This is a genomic window from Clostridium pacaense, from assembly GCF_020709765.2.
In the GTDB taxonomy this organism is placed as follows: Bacteria; Bacillota; Clostridia; order Lachnospirales; family Lachnospiraceae; genus Enterocloster; species Enterocloster hominis.
The window spans coordinates 338,602-360,964 of record NZ_JAJFEB020000002.1 but is presented as its reverse complement, the minus strand read 5'-3'; the positions used below and the strand labels follow the sequence as shown (position 1 = coordinate 360,964).

18 protein-coding genes are annotated in these 22,363 nt (G+C 48.2%); 8 read left to right on the top strand and 10 right to left on the bottom strand.

Going from position 1 to position 22,363, the window contains the following annotated elements; translation table 11 throughout:
- Window positions 1-20 precede the first annotated feature (20 nt).
- The 6 genes from LK536_RS35200 to LK536_RS35175 all read right to left on the bottom strand — a co-directional run bounded on the left by LK536_RS35200 (window position 21) and on the right by LK536_RS35175 (window position 5,661).
- Window positions 21-788, bottom strand: coding sequence for a hypothetical protein (locus tag LK536_RS35200; RefSeq protein WP_227794663.1), 768 nt, complete (start codon window positions 786-788; stop codon window positions 21-23).
- On the bottom strand, window positions 785-1,504 hold the full coding sequence (locus tag LK536_RS35195; protein ID WP_227794662.1) for an ABC transporter ATP-binding protein: 720 nt from the start codon (window positions 1,502-1,504) through the stop codon (window positions 785-787). Before LK536_RS35195 ends, LK536_RS35200 begins: the two co-directional genes overlap by 4 nt.
- Complete coding sequence (locus LK536_RS35190) at window positions 1,505-2,332, bottom strand: ABC transporter permease (RefSeq protein WP_120057406.1); 828 nt, start codon at window positions 2,330-2,332, stop codon at window positions 1,505-1,507.
- The gene (modA, locus tag LK536_RS35185) at window positions 2,316-3,236 is read right to left on the bottom strand and encodes a molybdate ABC transporter substrate-binding protein (protein WP_120057405.1); all 921 of its coding nucleotides are present in this window, start codon (window positions 3,234-3,236) and stop codon (window positions 2,316-2,318) included. The genes LK536_RS35190 and modA overlap by 17 nt, the downstream gene beginning before the upstream one ends.
- A gap of 258 nt (window positions 3,237-3,494) precedes the next feature.
- Window positions 3,495-4,517, bottom strand: coding sequence for a hypothetical protein (locus LK536_RS35180; RefSeq protein WP_227794661.1), 1,023 nt, complete (start codon window positions 4,515-4,517; stop codon window positions 3,495-3,497).
- A complete protein-coding gene (locus LK536_RS35175) occupies window positions 4,510-5,661 on the bottom strand; it encodes an AAA family ATPase (RefSeq protein ID WP_227794660.1) in 1,152 nt (383 codons plus the stop codon). The genes LK536_RS35180 and LK536_RS35175 overlap by 8 nt, the downstream gene beginning before the upstream one ends.
- Window positions 5,662-5,942: 281 nt before the next feature.
- On the opposite strand from LK536_RS35175, the gene LK536_RS35170 reads away from it, so the two are divergent.
- On the top strand, window positions 5,943-7,730 hold the full coding sequence (locus tag LK536_RS35170) for a sensor histidine kinase (RefSeq protein WP_025484493.1): 1,788 nt from the start codon (window positions 5,943-5,945) through the stop codon (window positions 7,728-7,730).
- A 48-nt stretch (window positions 7,731-7,778) separates the two neighbouring features.
- Window positions 7,779-9,395 (top strand): response regulator transcription factor, encoded by a 1,617-nt coding sequence (locus tag LK536_RS35165; RefSeq protein WP_227794659.1) that lies wholly within the window; start codon window positions 7,779-7,781, stop codon window positions 9,393-9,395.
- 4 nt (window positions 9,396-9,399) lie between these two features.
- Here LK536_RS35165 and LK536_RS35160 read toward each other — a convergent pair whose 3' ends face one another.
- Entirely contained in the window at window positions 9,400-10,341 is a 942-nt protein-coding gene (locus tag LK536_RS35160) for a hypothetical protein (RefSeq protein ID WP_227794658.1), read from the bottom strand.
- Window positions 10,342-10,728: 387 nt separating this feature from the next.
- Here LK536_RS35160 and LK536_RS35155 point away from each other — a divergent pair, with 387 nt between their 5' ends.
- The 6 genes from LK536_RS35155 (at window position 10,729) to LK536_RS35130 (ending at window position 19,115) form a co-directional block, all read left to right on the top strand.
- Window positions 10,729-12,111: an ABC transporter substrate-binding protein gene (locus tag LK536_RS35155; RefSeq protein WP_227794657.1), complete on the top strand. Its 1,383-nt coding sequence runs from the start codon at window positions 10,729-10,731 to the stop codon at window positions 12,109-12,111.
- Between the two features lie 102 nt (window positions 12,112-12,213).
- Window positions 12,214-13,098: a carbohydrate ABC transporter permease gene (locus tag LK536_RS35150; RefSeq protein WP_227794777.1), complete on the top strand. Its 885-nt coding sequence runs from the start codon at window positions 12,214-12,216 to the stop codon at window positions 13,096-13,098.
- 11 nt (window positions 13,099-13,109) lie between these two features.
- The gene (locus LK536_RS35145) at window positions 13,110-13,937 is read left to right on the top strand and encodes a carbohydrate ABC transporter permease (RefSeq protein ID WP_227794656.1); all 828 of its coding nucleotides are present in this window, start codon (window positions 13,110-13,112) and stop codon (window positions 13,935-13,937) included.
- Window positions 13,938-13,960: 23 nt separating this feature from the next.
- The gene (locus LK536_RS35140) at window positions 13,961-14,368 is read left to right on the top strand and encodes a VOC family protein (protein WP_008723548.1); all 408 of its coding nucleotides are present in this window, start codon (window positions 13,961-13,963) and stop codon (window positions 14,366-14,368) included.
- A gap of 29 nt (window positions 14,369-14,397) precedes the next feature.
- Entirely contained in the window at window positions 14,398-15,738 is a 1,341-nt protein-coding gene (locus tag LK536_RS35135) for a hypothetical protein (protein ID WP_227794655.1), read from the top strand.
- A gap of 50 nt (window positions 15,739-15,788) precedes the next feature.
- Window positions 15,789-19,115 (top strand): DUF5107 domain-containing protein, encoded by a 3,327-nt coding sequence (locus LK536_RS35130; protein WP_227794654.1) that lies wholly within the window; start codon window positions 15,789-15,791, stop codon window positions 19,113-19,115.
- Between the two features lie 72 nt (window positions 19,116-19,187).
- Here LK536_RS35130 and LK536_RS35125 read toward each other — a convergent pair whose 3' ends face one another.
- Genes LK536_RS35125 through LK536_RS35115 form a run of 3 tightly spaced genes read right to left on the bottom strand, consistent with a single transcriptional unit; the run spans window position 19,188 to window position 22,310 of the window.
- Entirely contained in the window at window positions 19,188-20,594 is a 1,407-nt protein-coding gene (locus LK536_RS35125; RefSeq protein ID WP_120057398.1) for a sodium:solute symporter family protein, read from the bottom strand.
- Window positions 20,595-20,613: 19 nt separating this feature from the next.
- Window positions 20,614-20,937 (bottom strand): hypothetical protein, encoded by a 324-nt coding sequence (locus LK536_RS35120; RefSeq protein ID WP_227794653.1) that lies wholly within the window; start codon window positions 20,935-20,937, stop codon window positions 20,614-20,616.
- Window positions 20,938-20,948: 11 nt separating this feature from the next.
- The gene (locus LK536_RS35115) at window positions 20,949-22,310 is read right to left on the bottom strand and encodes a TRAP transporter large permease subunit (protein ID WP_025484481.1); all 1,362 of its coding nucleotides are present in this window, start codon (window positions 22,308-22,310) and stop codon (window positions 20,949-20,951) included.
- Window positions 22,311-22,363 lie beyond the last annotated feature (53 nt).

The window sequence follows — 22,363 nt, the reverse complement described above, 5'->3', positions numbered from 1 at the left end:
CGTCGCATTCACATCTGCCGTCACTGATACCGGTCGGCAAAACACAGCCGCGGCAGCCCAAGGAGGGCGGCGGCTCCGGCCAGGGTCGTCCCATAGAATAATATCTTATCCTTCAGGTAAAGGAAGTCCACGATGCTTCCGTTACAGACCGTACTTCCCGTGCAAAGCACCAGATCCGCCCAGCTGCAGATGGACCGGCTTACACAGGGAATCCCTCCGTCCTCTACCAGGACGCCGTAGCGCGTCTGACCGATATTCACAGGACTTAAATCAGCCGCCCGCACAGGAAATTGTCCGGACAGGCGCTCCAACAGGGACGGTTGGTAGCCAATCAGTCCAATCCTGGGTTGTCCGTATACGCTGGAAATATACTCCGCCGCATCCGCCGCGCACTGCTCCGGGCCGTCGCACCGGCAGTGGACCGTACATTCCACCTTCCCCAGGTGTTTCATCACGGCGTTGAGGGCGGCAATGAACAATCCGCGGTCATGGGAATCCTTCTCTATATCCAGGGCGCATATATCCTGAAGCGTCCCCTTAAAAACAGAAGGCGCATCTGTAAATGCCTGCCCAAGGGCGCCCATGCATTCGGCCTGGACCATCACGTCCTTGCCTGTTATGATTGGAAAATCCCTTCGCTCAGTAATCCCGATGGCTTCCTCCGGGGTCAGGGAACGTGTATTGATTTCCACCCTTTCCTTAAGGATTCCCTCCTTTTCCAACAGTCCTGAGAATCTGAATTTTAATTCCCTGTAAAATGTATCCGCTGTAATTGCATCTTCTATCATATCCTTTGATTCCTCCCAAGAAATTGTTCAACTTCATCGCTATAATGTCCATCCATGAGCCTGTCTGCCAAGACCACGGCCTTCAGCTGTCCGTCCAGCAGGATACCTACCCTGTGGGCCAGCATCCGGGCCTCGGTGAAATCATGGGTGACAAAGATAATGGTACACTGGAAACGTTCATGTATCTTCTTAAGTTCCAGGTAAAGCTGCTGCCTGGTAGCAGGGTCCAGGGCTGAGAACGGTTCGTCCAGAAGAAGGATTTCCGGTTTAAGGGCCAGCGCCCTGGCCAGTGCGGTGCGCTGGCTTTCCCCTCCGCTTAAGGTGCCGGGATACTGGTTCCTGATATGGGTTATGGACAGCATTTCCATAAGTGCGCCTGCCCTCCTGCCCTGCTCGTCCTTGGAGAAGCCGTGCATTTTCAGGCCGTATACGATGTTGTCATAAACCTTCATATGCGGAAATAGTCCGTGGTCCTGGTACACAAAGCCGAGCCTGCGGTTAAAGGGTGGGATATCCATGACGTCAACGCCGTCATAAAGGACAGAACCGCCGTTTCCCGGGAACATGCCCCCTATGGCCTCCAGCAGAACGGTCTTACCGGACCCTGTACGTCCCAGTATAGCAAAGATTTCCCCTTTTTCAATGGTAAGGGACAGGGGATTCAGTGTAAAACTTCCCCTCTTCACGGTAAAATTGTGGATAAGGATCTCTTTCACTTAATGTCCCACCTGCCTTTCACGTCCATAGGGGGATTTCCCAAGAACCTGGGCCAGCGCCAGGGTACAGCCGGAAATCATCAGCATGAGCATGGCTGTTGCCATGGCCGTTGGATTATTCCCGGTTGAGATGCTCAGATAGATGCTGCCTGGCAATGTCTCGGTTTTAAAACGGGTCACGCCCACCAGCATAAGGGTTGCCCCAAATTCCCCTAAAGCCCTGGACCAGGTCAGGATGAAGGCGCTGGTCAGGCTGCCCCGGCACAGGGGAAGGAGGATGGTAAGAAAGCATTTCCAAGGGGAGGCACCCAGGGTCTGTGCGATGAATTCAAGCCTTTGGTCCGACCCTTCAAAGGCGGTCCGGATTAAGCGGACCGCATATGGAAGGTTTACAAGGATATGGGCCATCACGATTCCCGCAGGTGAGAAAACCACTTTGAACCCTTGCTCCTTCAGCCATTTACCGGCAGGTGAAGAAAAGATGATAAGAAGGCTGAGTCCCAGAAGGATATAGGGAAGGGAGAGGGTAAGCTCAATCATCAGGCCGGACAGACGTTTAAATGGCATGTCTGTCCGTGTAAGGGCGTAGGCAGTGGGGAGCGCCAGGGCCATTACGATGACAGTGGATATACTGGCAGTGACAACGCTGAGACGGAAAGCGGATAAGATTTCCTCTGAACGTATGGTTTCGGCAAAGCAGGGAAGCCCGCTGACCATGACAGCGCTGATTGCGCTGCCGATGAAGAGTATCACCAGCAGCGCGGTCCCGATGGTTATGGCTGAGAATAAATCAAACCGTTTACGGCGTTTCCTATTCCACAATCTCATATCCGTATTTCATCCATATTTCTTTGGCGGCGTCAGTGTTTAAGTACTGGTTGAATGCATTAAGGGCGTCCTTATCCGAAGCGCAGCTTAAGGAAGCGGCAGGGATGGTCTTGATGTATGGTTCCAGGTCTTTTGTGTCCACGATTTCCACGCCCTGCGCGTCGCAGTTCTCCTTCCAGACAATGGCTGCATCGGCCTCGCCCGCTGCCAGGGCAGTGGACATCTGGGGCGCTGTGGCCGTGGTTGCCTCAATCTGCACCTGGTCAAAGATACCGGCATCGGTCATGGCCTTTTTGGCAATCTTGCCGATGGGAGTGGAATCCACATCCCCCATGATAAGACTTACGCCATCCCCGGCCAGGTCTGATAATCCCGTGATATTCTTGGGATTGCCGCTCTGCACTGCCAGGACGGGGATATGTTTAACCAAATCTTTTTTGCTCTCTACATAGGATTCCACCGGCTTCAGTTCATCCCCGGAGCCGGCAACAAACATGTCTCCTTCCTCGGAAGTGGTTATCTGTGACTGGATCTGGCCCGCGTTGGCATAGGTGGCATTTACCTCGCACCCCGTGGCGTTTTTGAATGCATCGGCGATTTCCTGGAACGGCTTTGTCATTCCGGCGCCGCAGTATATCATCAGGGTGTGGCCTGTGAGGTCGGGCAGGTTGGGAAGTTTTGCGGGCTTGGAAGTGTCTTTGGATGTATCCGCGCCAGACTGGCTGGTGCCGGATGCGCTGCTTTCTCCGGGAGCAGTGGTTTGTGCCGGTTCAGAAGTCTCCTGATCCTGGACCTGGGGCGTGGCGGCTGCCGGGGAACCGGCCTCATTGCCCTTTGCGCATCCACCTAATACGGATGCAATCAGTGATGCAGCTAAAAAAAACGCGACTGTTCTTTTTTTCATTGTAATACCCTCCAATTAGTAAATATAGTAATATTTACCATATTATAATGGAAAAGCGTTATTGTCAAGAAAGAATAACGGAAAACAATTTTTAAGGATATCACGAAATCATCCAAAGAATATTTAAGGAAAGGACAAACCGCTGTGGCAAAAATGAAGCAAAGCCAGAGGGAAAAACGCCTTCCGAATTTGCTTTCTGAAAGGCGTTTTGTCTACAATCTGTTGGGACAGGGGTATCTCCCTAATCCCAATCAGATACTATCTCATTGTTAAAGTAAAATTGTATTCTGCAACAAAGAAAATACAAGTATTTAGCACCCAAATAAATCCGTTTATTGTATCTTTACTAGAGGAATTCTGTATTTTTAAAATCTCTATAAAATCTATTTTGTCAAAACAGTCCCTATAGTCTTTTTCTTCTATTTGGTACTGTCCTTTCTGGATTCGGTTGGCCTTACAGATATTATGTAGAATTATCTGCTGAAAGATTTCCCGCATATATTGCCAGTAGGATTCTCCTCTATGTGCATATCCAAGTTTTGATATGATATCTAAAAACTGATATTTTGCGGTTGGTAACCTTTCATCCTTGATTACTTCCTGTAATAATTCCTGCAATACCACCTCAATATTCTTGTAATCAGAGATGGATAGAAGCGCATTATAACAGTTATATAAAATCTCCGTATTGTTTATGTCGAAGCGTTCGCTTAAAAGTTCCATAACTTTATGAGGAAACTCAACTGATTTTGCAATTACTGTTTCATTCCTGACAAGTCCCTTATACATAGCGCCCGGCTGCAGGGATACAGGTATTTTCCGCTCTGCATAATCCAAATCCGGCAACGCAATGAGATGTTGATAGGATTCAATCATTGGGTAGTTGATATACAATTTTCCTGTATCGGCAACATCCCTGAAATAGTTCTGCATCTCTAAAATCTTTGATTCGGAAAAGTTTGTATCATGACGTTCATAATCAAAAATCAAGATAATATTTGTAAAATCTTCTTTATGGCGGAGTGGATTCAATCTTTTCTTTTTGCTTATTACAAAAGGCAGATCAATATCGTCATCAATCCATTCCAAACCATATTCCTTAACAATGTCATCATAAAGCATGTATATGTTTGTACCATAAATCCATACATCGTTGATGTCAATCCGGATTTCAGGAAAGCATCTGAAAATAAGCCAAAACAACTCATTTTTCTCGTGCTTTCCCTCCACTATAATCAGACTTTGACCACGTATTCTGGTTTCACCTGTATAATCATTCATATTTTTCAAATTCTCCAGCGATGTACATTTTTTCAAGATTATGACCTTCCCGCAATTCTCTTAATGTAGCATTACAAAGAGCGGTCAGTGTCCCACTGCTTGATAAGATAAATAAGCAATCCGGTCTCATTAATCGGTTTGTCATCAGGTTGGTATTATGGGATGTCATGATTATCTGGCATTTCGGATAATTCCTTTTGAAAAATTTAATAACATTCTCAGCCATTTCATAATGATAAAAGGCATCAAATTCATCTAAATACACAAAAGAGGAACTTCTCAAGGTAGAAACAAATCTGCGATATAAATTGGTTAATGCCAGAGTACCGCTTGATGCATTTTTATAAAAAGGAATTAATTTATCATGGGAGAAATATAATTCCCTCTGTCCGTCTGGTAACTTTTTTAAAACCAGCTTACACTTAATTCCCATTGTATTAAGGAACTGCTCAAAATCCTCCAGATTGTCTTTCGCTTCCAAAGATTCAAAAAAACTGTCATTAAATCTAGAGAATCCAAACATTATGGTATTGCTTACTTTCAGCATTGTCATCCGTCTGATGAATTCAGACATTTTAATCAGCAAAGAATCATTTTTTAATGCTGTATTATTGATAATCCATCGTAAAAATGGTAACTTGAATTCCATTACATCTTCAGTTATGTTCCCATCATCCAATGACTGTAAATAACGGCCAATACTGGCAGTTTCCGCATTAATGAATTTAAGATTATCAAAATTGTATTTATCTTGGTAAAAGCTGCATTTATATATAGATATCCCATCAATAATTAACTCCTCATCGCGCAGATCAAAGTTTGAAAACCTGGTGTATCTATAAATGATTTCGTTATTATCAAATTGAAATGAATATGAAAAAGAGGCAAAATCTTCTGTTGCATCCGCATTAATAAAGATATCCTCATTTTTATATCCAATTTGAAATAACATTTTGGTTATGTCCATTATTGCATTTCCTAAATTTGTCTTTCCTGTTGCATTTCTTCCATAAATTATCATTTTACTAAGTATACCATCTGATATACAATCCGTACTGAACTGATAACCGGCGATATCCTCAAAGTTTATACTGATTTCATCCTTGAAATTTTTATAATTCCGTAACTTAAATGCTTTAAGCATATTATATGCCTCCTCTCAAGCATTATAATGATTAACCTATTCCATGAGTACAGTATAACCAATTTAATGACCATGCGCAACGGTCATCCGTAAAAAAATTACGGCATTATTTGACAAGGAGTGAAGCTTGGTATTATGGTATTTGGCCGCCGTAAACCATCTGCTATGATCCGGCTTATGCAGTGGGACCATCCCCGGACTTGTAAAAATCCAGGAAATACCGTATAGTAAGATTTAATATCGGGGTCTGCACATACAGCATTTAAGGCGGGGGAAAGCGTATGAAGGGATTGATTAAACAGCTAAAGTACAGGTTTTACCGTCAAAGCATTACGAAGAGGATCATCATTGTGATTACCATGCTCAGCATCCTGTCCAATGCGGTGTTTGTTGGAAGCGTATTCGTAATCATGAAGAACCAGCTGTTCAACAAGACAAAGCTGGATCATGAAAAGGACATTACCATGCTTGAAAAGGAACTGGAGATGTTCTTTAACGGAATCCGCAATGATGCGGTGTCCGTTCTGGTCAGTGACAGCTGCCAGACCCTCCTGTCCGATTCCGAAGAATTCCTGTCATCAGACACCGCGGTCCAATACCGCAAATACAAACTGATGCAGGGCACCATCATGAGCACCATAGGGCAAAGGCCGGAATACAATACCATTGCATTTTACGACCTGAATGGAAACTGCTATGCGGATGACCGTCTGATAGAATCCCAGGGATACCTTCTGCAGCAGCAGGAACGGGTCAGGGATTTCCTGGATTCAGATAAGAATGAATCTGTTGCGTTTATCCATAAAAGCCCATGGAGGAAGAAAAAGGAAAACGATTTTAAAGACTGTATCAGCTACCTGCGCAAGGTTTACAATAAGAACAAGGGACAGCTGATTGGCGTGGCGGAACTGGAGATACCCAACGAAGCCATTAAGGAGCTTTACAGGCCCATCATGGAAAACGGAAGCAGTATTTATCTTGTAAGCGGGGACTGCGTCCTGTCCGCAGGGGAGCCTCACATGCTTTACAGGAACCTGGCCACAGAGAACTGGTATGCACGTCTGAATCAGGAACAGCCGGAGGATGGGATGCAGATATTAAAGACCAGGAAGAATATTTTCTTTCAGAAACAGTATGCTGAATTTGGCTGGAGGATAGTGGACGAGGTGCCGACATACACATACATGCGCGATGTACAGCTGTACGCATTCATCGATATAATGATAGGCATACTGCTGCTGTTTGGCAATCTGTACATATCCAGGATATTGATTGCATCCATCACAAAGCCCCTTAGTAAAATCACCAACACAATCGTTGATATCGGAAAAGGCGATTATAACCAGCGTGTCCATGTTAAGGATGGCGGGGAGATTGGCACGTTGGCCAACGAGTTCAACCGGATGGTTGACAAAACCGAATTGCTCATGGAAAAAATCATTGAAAAGGAGGAGGAAAAGAGGGAATCAGAGCTATCATTGATCCAGATGCAGATGACCCCCCACTTTTTCTATAATATCCTGGAAAGTATCTGCGGCCTTATCGTGATGGATGATAAACGGACTGCAATCCATACCATCAGCCTTCTGTCCGGTTTTTACAGAGGGGTGCTGAATAAAGGCAAGGAGATTATTTCCATCGAAAAGGAATTGGATATTGCGGTCAATTATCTGGAAATCATGAAAATCTGCCATCCGGATAAATTTAAGTATGTGATTGACTGTCCTAAACCAGTTAAAAAGCAGAGCATCAATAAGCTGACGCTGCAGCCGATTTTGGAAAATGCCATCCATCATGGCTTTGACCAGATGCCGTCAGGAGGAATGATCTGTATTGCAGGAAGGCTGGAGGATCATAAGGTGATACTGGAAATCAGCGATAACGGAAAAGGGATTGGGATGGATTGTTTAAATGACAGGGACAGGGAGAAGGGGTTCCATATGGAGAGCTTCGGACTGGCCAATACGGATGAACGGATTAAACTTTATTTTGGCAGGGAATATGGAATATCCATCGTGGGGCAGCAGCGGGGAACCAGAATCAGGATTGAACTTCCCGCAATGGAATGAATTTACAAACACGCTTTTAGGTAAATAGTAAAATCAGGGGGAATGGGAATGCTCAAGGTAATGGTTGTGGATGATGAAATGCTGATCCGGAAGCGAATTATTCTGGGATTTGATTGGGAAGCCATGGGGTATGAAATTGAAGACGAGGCAGGGGATGGGGCAGGTGCCCTGGAGCTTTTTGCACAGAAGCAATATGACCTGGCCATTGTGGATATTGCCATGCCTGGCATGAATGGGATTGACCTGGTTAAAAAAATCCGGGAACTGCAGTATCAGACCCATATTATCTTTCTTACAGGCCACAGCGATTTTAAATACGCGCAGCAGGCAATCCAATACGGGGTTTATGATTATATCCTGAAGCCCATCCATGAAGAAGAGTTCATAGCGGTCCTGAAGAAACTTCACATAAAAATCGAAAAGGAAAACAGCCGGGCAGTCCTGTTTAACGAACTGGAGAAAAAGAAGGATTATATGGATGCGGTACTGCAGGCCAAGATCTTCAGCGATTATCTCCATGACGCCTCCAGACAGGATTTGGAGGAACTTATAAGGGAGTCCTTGGGGGAAGCGGGCATATGTGATGAAGATGCATACAGGATCATACTGCTGCGCATGGATCTGTTCCTGAAGGAACATGTGGAACCTTCAAAACAGGTAGAAATCGTACAGGAAGGCTGCAGGGGTGTGATTGGGAATCAGCCCTGCCTGGCTGTCTGTGATATATATGAGGATTATATGATTTTAATCCTTTCCTCGAACCATGACGGAAGGACAATCATATGGAAACAGGAAATCGAAAAGCTGACAGATGTTTTATGTAAAAATACCGGAGGCAGTGTACAGTGCGGTATCAGCCTTCTGCATAGTGGCACCGCACAGATGGGGAATGCGTATGCAGAAGCTTTTTCAGCTTTAAACAACGCTAAGATCCTGAAGGAAAAAACCCTTTCCTACCAGGTGGTAAAGGATAGGAAGAATATATATTATAAAATCCCCAATCAGGAGCTGAAGGACCTTCAGTATCACATAACGAAAAACAATTTTAAGGGCTGTCAGGAAATCATACGGAGAATCTTTAAGGAAATGACGGACCGCTGTGTGAACTTTGAATGTGTGGTCATGAACGTGAACCGGCTTTTCATGGAGATGGTGGATGCGGGTGTGGTTTCTGAACTGGATATCAGGCGCCTTCTCAATGGACGTCATGGGGCGGAACAGGTGCTTGATAATATGTCGGATATGGAAGAGATGGAGGAATGGTGCGGGAATGTGATCTACACTCTTCTGGAAGGGGAGATAAGGCTTTCCCTGGAAAGCAGGAGCCTGCCGGTTGTGGAGAAAACCTGCGGATATATCAGGGACAATTACAGGGACCCCGGGATGACCCAGACCCAGATTGCGGAGTCCATGTGTGTTTCGCCTTCCTACCTGAGCGGAATATTTAAAAAGACCATGGGCGTGACCATGGTCCAGTATCTTACCATGGTCAGGATGGAGGGCGCCAGGGAACTGCTGCTGGAATCTGAATATGATGTAAAGGATATTGCCGAGATGGTTGGGTATCATGACGAATATTATTTCAGCCGGTGCTTTAAACGCCAGTATGGGCTGTCCCCTATGCAGATCAGGAAGTTTTCGGATTCCAGGAGGATACGGACTTAGGGAATCAGCCATTATCCCCCGGATGGGTAAGCTTGTTATATATCTGTTCTGCACTGATTCCAGGATTATGGAGTATCAGATTATATATCCCCTCAATCACGGGCAGCGGTTCCATAAGGTCCTCTGCGATTTTGACTGCTGCCTGTCCCTTCCCTACTTTCCGCATTACCAGCGTTATCAGCTTTGTGTATTCCCCCTTCATGACACCTTGGCGCAGCCCGTTCTGGATGCCTTTTTCTATTCCGAGTATTTCCCGTTCCTCCAGTTTATCTGCAAACAATTCCATTAAAGCGTCACACATTTCCCGCACCTCCTGATATGTTTCCCAATTTGCCCGGATGATTAAATCCATGGCTGTTTCATATAACGGATTACGTTCCATTCCTTTATATGCATTTGCCAGTATCTCGATATCCTCATGCAGCGAAAGTCCGCTTCTCAGCCGGCTCAGCCACATATTATCTTCCTTTGACAGTTCCCTTATGACCAGGACCTGCACTGGGAACAAAAGGCCACGGATATAGTAGATTCCCGGATACTCCATCTCCATATCCACATCATAGGCATTCCTCAGATACGTTGAAAGCTTTCGGGGAAAATGCTCACCGGCCAGCGTCACTGTCACGTCTGACGGCAGGATTTCCATAACCCGTTCCGTGTTGGATTGGAAGATACATGCATACCCCATTACTTTGTAGAAGTCATTAACATTGACGTAATCCTTCATGGCTTTATATTCAACCACGTTATACCGGCGGAATATACGGCCGATGTTCTTTTGTATTTCCCTGCAGGATTCTTCCTTAACCACCAGGACATCAATCTGCAGTGGTTTGCGGGTCAGATTATACTCCGCATAGAACCTCAGGTAGTTCCTGTCTTTTCCAAGTTCAATCTGCAGCACGGCAAAGAACGCCGGATGCCATTGAAGCTTCCTTTTATCCATTCTCTTCTCCTTCCATTATAATAAAAACGCCCCTCATCTTCAATAGGTATTCTGAGGCATTCCCTGACACGCTGGATTTGTAACACACTGATATTCTGGCCGAAGAGGCCCAAACAGTACCGGATGCGGTACCAAAGACTGTCCTGTTAAAACCTCCGGGACAGCTGGAAGATTATTAACATCGGCAGAAGCCGTAAAGAATTCATGGATATAGTATAACCAATCAGATAACTGTACGCAAGGGCTGCTATAAAAAATTTACCAAAATGTACAAAAATACTCCATGGAAGTTTGATGTATAATTGTATATTATTAATTTATCACAAAAAGCCATGGCGATTTAGAAGGGTTAAATACAATGTGTACAATGATGAAGGAGAAGGGGATATGAAAAGAAAAATTACAGGAATGCTCATTGCATCAGCGCTTGCATGCTCACTTTTAGCAGGATGCCAAAAGGCGGATCCATCAGGCAATACCGGCACACAGGCGGGCGGGACCACTGCTGCGGGGACAGAGGCCCAGACGTCAGCCACGGATAAGGACGCGGTTAAGGTAAGGATCCTGACACGGTTCAGCAATCCTGATAGTGTACGTGAAAAATATTTTATGGATATGGTCGCAAAATTCCAGGAAGAGAATCCTGACATTCTTTTAGAGGATGTTTCCATTTCAGATGAGGAATCCCATGATACATTATTTAAGACATCTGTTGCAGCGGGCGACCCCATCGAGGTATTTAACTTCCTTGGATACGCGGCAAACCTGGACTATGTGAAGAACGGGGTGCTGGCGGACCTTTCCGGATTAATGGATGAGGATCCGGCATGGACTGAGGACTATATCGATGCCCTGTTTGCACCGGTGGACTACAGTGATTATGGTGTGGAAGGTATTTATGGAATCCCCAATGCACCTTATGGGGTCTGCTGTTTCTATAACAAGGCGTTGTTTGACAAGCTGAATATGGAGCTTCCGGAAAACTGGGAGGCAATTGAGAAGGCTGCGCCAATCCTGATTGATAATGGATATATCCCGATGGCGTTTGGCGCAAAGGATAACTACAGGGCAGGACATTTCCTGACAGCGCTTTCCATGAAGTATTATGGGGACCAGCTGAAGACAGATTTAATCAACGGGGATACGGCATGGAACAGCCCGGAAACGGTTGTATTAATTGACATGATGAAAAAATGGTACGATGAAGGGATTTTTGGAAGCAACAACCTGGCATATGATGCCAATGGGGAGCTGGCGAAACTGGAGAGCGGGGAGGCTGCCATCATTTTCTCAGGTTCATGGAACATTGCCACTGTAAATGAGTTTGAGAATGCATCTGACATTGTATGCAAAGGATTCCCGTACTTTGAGTCCAAGCCGGAATTTAAGGATGAGTGGATGGGCGGACCGGATGATTTCATGTCCATGACAGCCAAACCAGGGGATGACAATTATGAGGCTTCCGTGAGGGTGCTTAAGTTCTTTACTTCCCAGGAGTACTGGCAGGGACTGTACGAGGTACAGCAGGGCGGCGGAACATTCCCTGTGAAATTTGACGAGACAATAGAAGCAGATCCATTGACAACGGAATTTAATGAGTATTATTCCAGGGCGACCAATATGATAGGTGAAATCGAACAGTTTTCGCCCATGACCTCCCTTTTGGATACGGTCAGGACGGAAGTCACGACCATATTTGCAGGCGATTCCGCAGACGATATTGCGGACCGCATCCAGGCCGAGGTTGAGGCCTACGATGCAATGCAGTAGCCGGAGTCCAAAAATCTGCGCAAAGCTATATCAGGCATACGGTATGACGGGAGGAAAACCTCCCGTCAAAATTACAAAAGGGGGTGTCCGCATTTGAATGGCGTGACAAACAGGCGGCGCAGGATGGAGTGTGTGCTTCTCAGCCTGCCGGCGTTCCTGCTTTATTCTTGTGTATTCATATATCCGATGGTTTCCGTGTTCCGCCTGTCGTTTTTTAAATGGAACGGAATACCGAATTCACCGCTTCAGTATATCGGGCTGAGGAATTATACGGCCTTGTTCAAGGACCCGAAGTTCTTTACGGCCCTGACCAATGTTGGGATTTTTGTACTGTCCGGTTTTATCCTGATCCTTCCTGTTTCGCTGTTCCTGGCATCGGTAATCCAGTCAGAAGGCAGGGGAAAGCGTTTTTTAAAGACAAGTTATTTCATGCCCCAGGTCATCAGCCGTACAGCCATAGCGCTTATGTGGTATTTCCTGCTGTATCCTGAGGGCGGCCCCGTGGCAACCCTTATGGAATCCATTGGATTTCATGATATCAATGTAAACCTGCTGGGCAGTAAGACATACGCCATCTACGCCATTACATTTATTAACGCATGGACCTATGCCGGTTTTAATATGCTGATATTTTCAGCGGGCCTGACCGGTATCCCGAAGGATATTTATGAAGCAGCCGTGGTAGACGGGGTTACGCCCTGGCAGAAGTTCCAGTATATAACATTCCCCATGCTGAAGAACAGTTTCCAGATATTTACCTTAAACTGCATCATCGGTTCCATCACCACCTTTGAAATGGTCTATGTCACCACGGGAGGCGGCCCTGGAAATGCTTCTGAGGTATTCGGGACCCTGCTGTACAAGAATGCTTTTACATACAATAACTACGGTTATTCCAATGCCATGGGTTCATTCCTGATTGTGGCGTCATTCCTTGCCAGCGTGCTGCTGACCGGATTGTTTGCAAAAGCCAATCAGGATGATTAGGAGGTAAGGCCATGAAGAAATGTTCCATAGGTAAGGTTATCTACTGGATATTGGCGGTATTGTTCAGCGCTGTTTTTATTTATCCTGTTTATTTTACGGTGATATCTTCATTTAAGAATAATAATGAGATATGGAACACCATGTTTGCCATGCCGTCCGCCGTGGAATGGGGGAACTATATCTCGGCTGTCTTTGATGTGCAGATCATCAGGGCGGTAGCCAACTCATTTTTGTTTTCCATCGGCGCCTGTGTGGTAGTCATACTGTTGGTGACCATGGCGGCATATGTGGTGGCAAGGAAGCTTTTAAAATGTACAGGGTTCCTGCGGCTGTATTATCTGCTGGGCCTGATGATCCCGCCCTATGCCATGCTGATCCCCATTGTGACCATGTTTACCACGTTTCACTTAAGGGACAGATACCTGCCCATGATTTTCCTGTATGCGGCAATTAATTTCCCCATGAGCTTTTATCTGATAACTGGTTTTATCACCAGTATCAGCAAGGAGCTGGATGAGGCGGCCATCATGGATGGATGCAGCACGTTCGGCATTGTGTTCAGGATCATATTCCCCATAGCCAAGCCGGGTATATTCACAGGCGCGATCATGGCGTTTCTGGCAGTATACAATGAGCTGGTGTTTGCCAACACGCTGCTGACCAGCAAGGCCATGAAGACAATCTCCGTCCGCCTTCTGGGCCTTCAGGGGGAGCGCTTTACCAGCTACGGTCCCATGTTCGCAGCTATCGTCATGTCCATCGTGCCCATACTCATCATTTACCTGCTGTTCCAGGAAAAGATTGAGGGCGGCGCCGTGGCCGGAGCAGTCAAAGGATAATAAGGTTAAACAAGGAGGATTTTATGGTTAAGATAAAGGGTTTGCAGCATATAGGAATCCTGGTGCCGGATGTGGATGCGGCAGCCGGATGGTACACAGGGAAATCCGGTTTCCGTAAAAAGGCTGAGTTCATGGCGTCAGGAAGCCGTGTGATTTTTGTATATTCCCCGGAAAGCGGGGTACTCTGTGAACTGATAGAACGTCCCAAGGGAAGCGGTGAAGCAGAAGAGATAGAAAAAAATGGAGGCAGGATTGACCACATTGCCTATGAGGTGGAGGACCTGGAAACGGAATTTGAAGAGGCAAAGGCATGCGGTATGGAAATCATAGAAGGAATCGAACAGGTGCCGGAATTTTGGGAAAATGGATTTGCATATTTCCTGGTGTACTCCCCTGGCGGGGAAAAAGTTGAGTATTGCAAGGTTCTATAAGTAATCATCATAGCAAGGAGGAAACCGTAATGAGGAAGATGAAGGCGAATATCGTGCCGCTGCGTTTCCAGGATGCGGACGAAAAGGAATTTTACAGGATATTGGATGCTTTAAAGGAAATATATCAGGAGGAAGTGAGCTTTCTGGAGCCGCGGACGGCTGGCGATGAACTGCCTGAGGATGTGGATGCTGTGCTGTTCCCGGTTATGTGGACCAATGTATATACGGAAATGGACAAGCTGTTAAGGACCATCCATGTGCCGTCCATCGTGCTTACCACCACGGTGGGGGTATCGCTGATGTTTGACTGGGAAGCAGTGGCGTATATGAAGCAGAAGGGCCTTCAGGTATTCAACCCCCACAGTGTGGAGCTGGCGAAAACCGTATTTAAGGCCCTGGCCCTTAAGCGTGATATGAAACACCAGAAGTTCCTGGTATTCCACGATTCAAAGGGAGAGGGACTGATCCCGGAACAGTTTAAGATATTTTATTGGTGGAATGATGAGTGTATCCGCGACATGAAAGAGAAATTCGGTATCACCATTGTACATAAATCATATAAGGCCCTTGGGGAAAAGGCCAGGCTTATTCCTGACGATGCGGCCAGGGAGGAGATGGAACGCTGGGATTTCCATGAGGAGGTCCCCTATGAGCGCCCGGTCCTGTCTGCAATCAAGCTGTTCATGGCAATCCGCGACGAGGTGGATGCGGAGGGGGACGTGGTGGGCTGCGGCGCCAACTGCCTGAATGAGGGATTCTTCAGCGAGACAACACCCTGCCTTGCCTGGAGCCTCCTGTATCAGGACCGGGGGATTTTCTGGGTATGCGAAAGCGATACATCCTCCCTTATGACGGAATATCTCATAGGAAACACCATTGACTGTTCCCTGTTCACCACAAACATCTATCCCTTCCTGTCAGGCATGCCCGCCCTTTCCCATGAAAAAATCCAGGAGTTCCCTGATGTGGCGGATCCGGATGACCATGCCCTTCTGGTACACTGCGGTTATCTTGGCTGTGTGGCCCAGGCAATGGCAAAGAAATGGACCCTGCGCCCGCCGGTTTTGGGGTGGCATTCCTGGAACATAGTGGGGGAAAACTCCATTGTGGTTGATGCTGAGGTGGAAACAGGGGATATTACCCTGTGCAAACTCCGTTCTGATTTTAACGGCCTGTTTGTGGAAAAAGCAGTGCTGGAGGAGTATGTTCAGTATCCTGGCTCTGATTGCCGCAACGGCGGCCTGATACGCGTACCGGACGGATATAAACTGATGGAGGATATCTGTTCCCATCACATGGTTGTGACAACGGGTAAGAGAACCTGCCAGATGAAGGCGGTTGCTGAGATATTTGGTCTGGAAGTTTTTTGATATTTGATGTTTATGGAATATGATTAATGACCACATGGAGGAGCGTATACATGATTGGGAATGGAGAAGTCAAGGTATGGGAGGAATCCGTGGTGATTCCCACTTACAAGGTGGGGAAACCCAATAAGAATCCCATGTTTCTGGAAAAAAGGGTTTACCAGGGAAGCTGCGGCAAGGTATACCCTTATCCTGTAATAGAAAAAATATATGATGAGAAAGAAGACGTGACATACAGGGCAGTCTATTTGGAAAATAAATACCTGAAGGTCATGATACTGCCGGAACTTGGGGGCCGTATCCAGCGGGCCTATGATAAAACCAATGGGTATGATTTTGTTTACTACAATCACGTGATTAAGCCCGCTTTGGTGGGACTTTTGGGACCGTGGATCAGCGGAGGCATTGAATTCAACTGGCCCCAGCATCACAGGCCCACCACCTTCATGGAGGTGGACCGTATGCTTTCAGACAACCCGGACGGTTCCAAATCCGTGCTCTGCAATGACGTGGACCAGATGTATGGGACAAAAGGGATTGTCAAGTTCACCCTGTACCCGGATAAGGCGTATATAGAGATAACGGGCCAGTTATACAACCGCACCAATATGCCCCAGACATTTCTCTGGTGGGCCAATCCCGCTGTTCCGGTAAATGACAACACCCAGTCCATCTTTCCGCCGGATGTCCATGCGGTCATGGACCATGGAAAAAGGGATGTGTCCAGGTTCCCCATAGCTACCGGGGTCTATTACAAGCATGACTACAGTGAGGGCGTTGACATTTCCAGGTATAAGAACATCCCTGTTCCCACCTCCTATATGGCTGAGAAGTCAGGATTTGACTTTGTGGGAGGGTATGACTACGGCGTGGGGGCTGGCGTCCTTCATGTGGCGGACCATCATGTATCGCCGGGGAAGAAGCAGTGGACCTGGGGATGCGGGGATTTCGGAAAGGCATGGGACCGGAACCTGACAGATGAGGACGGCCCGTACATTGAACTGATGACAGGCGTGTTCACGGACAACCAGCCGGATTTCACATGGCTGAAGCCTTTTGAGGAAAAGGTATTCAGACAGTATTTCATGCCCTATAAGGGAGTCGGGGCGGTTAAGAACGCTACCATACATGGGGCGGTTAATTTTGAGGTTTCGGATGGCCGGGGCAGGATTACGGTTTATACAACCTCAGAACATCCGGCGGCCGGACTGGAGGTGCTTTTTAAGGGGGAGAGGATATTTAAGGAGACTATTGCGGTCAGCCCGGAAAAGGCATATACAACCTCAGCAGCCTTAAAGGGCGGGAAGGATACGGATTACACGGTACGGCTACTGGATGAACAGGGAAACATACTTGTGGCATACACGCCTCTTGAAGAAAAAATACCGGAACTTCCATCGCCCGCAGAAGCAGCCAAGGACCCAGAGGAAATCATGACCAATGAGGAACTCTACCTCACAGGCCTGCATATTGAACAGTACCGCCATGCCACGTATCTGCCGGATGATTATTATCTGGAAGGGTTAAAACGCGACCCGGGCGACATAAGGATTAACACGGCGTACGGCAGCCTGCTGTTATCCAGGGGCCTTTTTGCAGAAAGCTGCGGATACTTCAGGAAGGCGGTCAAACGGCTCACATGGAAAAATCCCAATCCTTATGACAGTGAAGCCTATTATAAGCTGGGGCTGGGACTTTTCTGCCAGAAGCAGTATGACCAGGCATATGATGCCTTTTATAAGGCTGCCTGGTCCAATGAACAGCAGGAGATGAGCTATTATTATCTTGGGGTTATCGGGTGTATCAGAAAGCAGTATGCGCAGGCGCTGGAGCTGGTTGATAAGGGTCTGGTGAAGAACTGGCACAATATAAAGGCAAGGGGGCTTAAGGCGGTCATCCTCAGGAAGCTTGGCAGGACCCGGGAGGCAGGGGAGTGGATCAGGGATAACCTGGCCATTGACCCCTTTGACTATGTCTCATTGTCAGAGATGGTTTACGGTTTGAGGGAAGAGGGACGGGAAGAGGCGGCAGCTGTCCTGAATGGCCGGATGCGCGGATTTCCCGGCAATTACCTCCAGCTTGCCAGGGATTACGCTGAGGCAGGATTTTATGAGGAAGCAGCCCATGTGCTGAGGAACTGCGATGCCTGCAGGGAGGATGCTCTGTCCGGCTATTATCTTGCCTGTTATGAGAAAAAGGGCGGTATGCCCATAGAGGATGTCAGGGCGCTGTATCAAAAGGCGGAAGCGCGTGATTCCTATTGCTGTTTTCCGAACAAACTGGAGGATATCGAAGTCCTCAGGGATTGTATGGAGGTCCTGCCGGATGCGTCCTATGCCCCATATTATCTGGGAAACCTGTATTATGATAAAAGGCAGTATGAGGAAGCAGCAGGATTATGGGAACGGAGTGCAGGGAAGAATCCGGATTTCCCCACGGTCTGGCGGAACCTTTCACTGGCATATTATAATCATATGGATGAGCCTGATAAGGCCCTGGCTGCGATTGAGAAAGCATTTGCCCTTGACCCAACAGACAGCCGTGTGTTCCTGGAAATGGACCAGCTGCATAAAAAGCTTCAATATACGCCTGGACAGCGTCTGGAATATTTCGAAAAATATAAGGAAACAGCCCTGGAGCGGGACGATGCATGCATTGAATACATAACCCTTAAGAATTTTGTGGGACACCATGAGGAAGCATATAAGATTTTAACGGAGCGGAAGTTCCACCCTTGGGAAGGCGGGGAAGGAAAGGCAGCGGCACAGTATGTCAGCGCATTGGTGGAAATGGCAAAACGGGAGATTTCCAGGGATAACTATGCCAAAGCCCATGAACTGCTTAAGAAGGCGCTGGTATATCCGGAAAACCTGGGCGAAGGGAAGCTGGAAGGAAGTAAAGATAATAATATCAATTACTACCTGGGTGTGACGGCAGAGGCCATGGGGGATAAAAAGGCTGCCATTGAGTACTACGAGGCAGCGTCCGTCGGCTCTGACGAGGTGGCTGGTATGATGTACTACTACGACCAGCCGGCCGATATGATACTGTACCAGGGGCTGGCAAAGTACAGGCTTGGAAAAAAGGCAGAGGGAAATGCCAGGTTCTATAAGCTGATTGATTTTGGCGAGCAGCATGTGAGGGACGAGGTAAGGATTGATTATTTTGCAGTGTCCTACCCTGAGCTTATGATTTATAATGAGGACTTCACCAGGAAGAACATGGCCCACTGCCATTATGTAATCGGACTTGGCAATCTTGGCCTTGGAAATATGGAAAAGGCCAGGGAATCCTTTGAAAGGACATTGGCCCTGGACAAGTCCCACAACAACTGCAGGCTGCTTCTGAATGGAATGGACAGACAGGATGACCGTGTATAAATACGCCGGATAAAAGGGTGTTGCAGAACCGTGTGATATGCTGGTTCTGCAACACCCGTCTGCATTTAACCGCTATCTGGCACAGGAACAGGTATCACCGCTGTTTTTCCTCCCGTCCACATACCCGGCCGCCATAATCACCAGACCAACACCCATCCCCAAAAACAGAGGGTCAAAGGGAAGGCGGATGAACACCGACCCGGCCAGCACACACAGGGGACCTGCGATGATGGACAGGACCGCGTATCTGGCGGGAATCCGTCCGGGCAGGAACAGGGCGCCGGACATGGGCAGGAACAGGACCGCGCCACGCAGTCCCATGGACATGAAGCTCCACTGGAGGATGACAGACTGCAGGTCCCCCATGGTGAAGACCACGGCCGCAAGCAGCACGGCCACAATGGAAATCCGGGTACAGGCCAGTTTTTTCCTCTCGTTCCGGTCAAGGCCCAGAGGGGATTCCAGGTTGCTGGTAATGATACTGCTGATTCCCAGGGTCAGGCCTGCCCCGCATCCGATGATGGCGATGAGAAGCACTGCCAGGAAAATACCTGCCAGGAAGCCAGGCATGTAGAGCATGATGAACTGGGGAAATGTCCTGGCGGCGTCCATGGCCGGGAAGAGCATTTTCATGTAAATCCCAATATATACCCCGCCCAGCCCGATGGGAGGGATTAACAGTGCGCTGGCCAGGGCGCCCTCAACAGCCGCCCGGCTGCTCTTGGCTGACAAAACGCTTTGGGCATAGGTCTGTGTGGACAGGACCCCGATCATCAGGGACAGGGCCGCACCGCCGTCCACCCCGGCGCCGCGTGCAAACAGGCTGAAGTAACGTGCTGCCGGAAGGCTTTCATACAGGTCGTTAAAGCCGCTGGTTTTCCTGAATACAATGGCCACGCACAGGATGGCGCAGGCATAGAGCAGGACGGTCTTGATAAGGCCGATGGTTCCCGCGCCCCGCATCCCGCCGAACACCACATAGCATACCATGAGGCCCGCCACCAGCAGTGCGCACAGGAAGGGAGGCAGGGGCAGAAGCGCTCCTAACAGCGCCATGGCTGACAGAAGCTGTGCGATAATGTTCAAAAATATGCCCAGCGCGCCCAGGACAGAGGTGAGAAGCCCGGCCTTATGGCCGTATTCATGCTGTATCATCTGCTGTAAGGTCAGGTATCCGCTTTTGCGCATGGGCCTGGCAAAAAACAGGGCCAGGAACAGGCAACCGATACCGCCGCCAAGACAGAACCATAAGGAGGAGAAACCATATTCGAAGGCCAGCTGCGAGGTGGCCACGGTGGAGGAACCTCCTACCAGGGTGCCGATAATGGCGCCTGCAACCATGACAGAGGAGGACCTGCCGCCTCCGATTGCAAAGTCGCTGGCATTCTTCACCTGGCGGCCGGAGTGGATTCCCACCCCGGCCATGATGAATAAGGTCAGCAGCGCGCCTGATAAATGGGGTAGTCCTAAAGTAATCATTTATATCCGCTCCCTGGTATTATTTTTCGTTCTTATCTTTCTTATTGGCCTGGTCCAGATTGCGCTTTAAGTCTTCTTCTGCTTCCTTTTTGTCCGCTGTCATGGACAGGGCCTGTTCCTTTCCAAAGTACATGCCAATCAGTCCAAGGGCCACGGATATGCTGGTCAGCTTAATGATCATCGGGAAGAAGGTGCCTTTAATCATAACAGCCAGGGCAGCGCCGGTCCCGCCGCCAATGATAAGGGCAATGACGAAACCGAAAAAGCAGGCGGCTCCGGCAAAGATGGATATGTAAGCGCCCCAGCCAAAGAGCTGGTAAAGTATTTGGGAACCTTTTTTCATACCGATACCTCCTATACAACCCACAGCGTGGGGATGATTCCGATGAGGAAAAGAACACTGAGCAGATAATGCAGGACACACCAGATAATGCAGTTCTGGGTGGTTTCCTTCATGGCCGAGCCTGAGATCCCCATGGCGGTATACATACACAGGGCCAGGGGAGGGGTCATGCCTTCCATTGCGCCGCAGATAACGGGAAGCAGGCCTGCAATCAGGAACGGGTTGGCGCCTGCGCCTGCCATGACAGAGACAATGGCAGTACCGAAGATGGCTACCTGGGAGGAGCCCGGAAGTATCATGCCCAGGACTGCGGTAAACAGCGGGATGATCAGGGCCAGGGGCACCAGTCCCAGTCCCCATCCGGATATCATGGCGCCGATGTTGGCCCCCACGTTAAGGGATTCAAACAGGTTGCTGATACAGTAGGCGAAAAAGATGGTGGCTGCAACCGGAACAATGGACTTGGTTCCCTTCTGGAGAAGGGCTGCAATCTGTTTTGGCCCCACCTTCATGTTCCTTCGGATGATGAACAGGGCATACACTGCCGCGATGCCGGGGGTAAAGAGCAGTACGCAGCCGGACAGGGCGGATGCCCCGGCAGAGGTGAGACGGCTGGTAAAGAAATTATCTTTTAACAGGGCATCCAGAAGGAAGGGGAGGAGGATGACCACGGGTATCATCATGGAGCGCCAGCCTCTTCGCATGGCGTCACCGAATTTTGGCACCTGGCTGGCTGGCAGGGCCTGGATCTTGTGGTATTTACAGAAGAAAAAGATGGTCAGCGCGCGCTGGATGATGAACCAGAGGGATATGCCCCACATAAGCAGCCAGAACTGGGACATTGCGTACTTCTCATCCCCGTACAGGGTTGTCAGGATGCCAAAGGAAGCCACGATGATGCCGGAAGGCGGAATCATGTTTCCCATGGTGCTGGACGCCATACAGATATTGGAGGCCAGGTAGTCGGGAAAGCCGCTTTGTTTCATGGAAGGGATGGTGAAGACCCCGGTGGCAGCCACATTGCCCGCAGCGCTGCCGGACAGGGCGCCCATGAAACTGGACACAAGAAGCGCCACATAACCGGTGCCGCCTTTAATGCGTCCAAAGATGGACAGGACTACTTCCACACAGGCATCGATTACTTTGGTCCCTGTAAATATCTGTGCCACGACCATGAAGGCTACAATGGCGTAAAACAGGGTGTTGGTGGATGTCTTGTATACAAATTCCCATGCATGGCTCCACTGGTTGGTCATGGCCAGCATGACAATGAAGCCGGCCAGCATCCCTTCATAAATCGGACGTTTCAGGACGATAAAGAAGATGCAGATGGTGATTAGCAGCGCGGCCAGGTAGACAAGCTCGATTGGCATTGCTTTCCTCCTCTCTTATTTTAAAAATTGCCGGTTGTCACCAGTTATTTATA

Excerpts from the sequence above, each read along its gene's own strand:
- LK536_RS35115 (WP_025484481.1), bottom strand. The coding sequence starts at position 22,310 with ATGCCAATCGAGCTTGTCTACCTGGCCGCGCTGCTAATCACCATCTGC.
- LK536_RS35135 (WP_227794655.1), top strand. The coding sequence starts at position 14,398 with ATGAGGAAGATGAAGGCGAATATCGTGCCGCTGCGTTTCCAGGATGCG.
- LK536_RS35145 (WP_227794656.1), top strand. The coding sequence starts at position 13,110 with ATGAAGAAATGTTCCATAGGTAAGGTTATCTACTGGATATTGGCGGTA.
- LK536_RS35165 (WP_227794659.1), top strand. The coding sequence starts at position 7,779 with ATGCTCAAGGTAATGGTTGTGGATGATGAAATGCTGATCCGGAAGCGA.
- LK536_RS35140 (WP_008723548.1), top strand. The coding sequence starts at position 13,961 with ATGGTTAAGATAAAGGGTTTGCAGCATATAGGAATCCTGGTGCCGGAT.
- LK536_RS35125 (WP_120057398.1), bottom strand. The coding sequence starts at position 20,594 with ATGATTACTTTAGGACTACCCCATTTATCAGGCGCGCTGCTGACCTTA.
- LK536_RS35155 (WP_227794657.1), top strand. The coding sequence starts at position 10,729 with ATGAAAAGAAAAATTACAGGAATGCTCATTGCATCAGCGCTTGCATGC.
- LK536_RS35170 (WP_025484493.1), top strand. The coding sequence starts at position 5,943 with ATGAAGGGATTGATTAAACAGCTAAAGTACAGGTTTTACCGTCAAAGC.
- modA (WP_120057405.1), bottom strand. The coding sequence starts at position 3,236 with ATGAAAAAAAGAACAGTCGCGTTTTTTTTAGCTGCATCACTGATTGCA.
- LK536_RS35160 (WP_227794658.1), bottom strand. The coding sequence starts at position 10,341 with ATGGATAAAAGGAAGCTTCAATGGCATCCGGCGTTCTTTGCCGTGCTG.
- LK536_RS35200 (WP_227794663.1), bottom strand. The coding sequence starts at position 788 with ATGATAGAAGATGCAATTACAGCGGATACATTTTACAGGGAATTAAAA.
- LK536_RS35190 (WP_120057406.1), bottom strand. The coding sequence starts at position 2,332 with ATGAGATTGTGGAATAGGAAACGCCGTAAACGGTTTGATTTATTCTCA.
- LK536_RS35175 (WP_227794660.1), bottom strand. The coding sequence starts at position 5,661 with ATGCTTAAAGCATTTAAGTTACGGAATTATAAAAATTTCAAGGATGAA.
- LK536_RS35130 (WP_227794654.1), top strand. The coding sequence starts at position 15,789 with ATGATTGGGAATGGAGAAGTCAAGGTATGGGAGGAATCCGTGGTGATT.
- LK536_RS35120 (WP_227794653.1), bottom strand. The coding sequence starts at position 20,937 with ATGAAAAAAGGTTCCCAAATACTTTACCAGCTCTTTGGCTGGGGCGCT.
- LK536_RS35180 (WP_227794661.1), bottom strand. The coding sequence starts at position 4,517 with ATGAATGATTATACAGGTGAAACCAGAATACGTGGTCAAAGTCTGATT.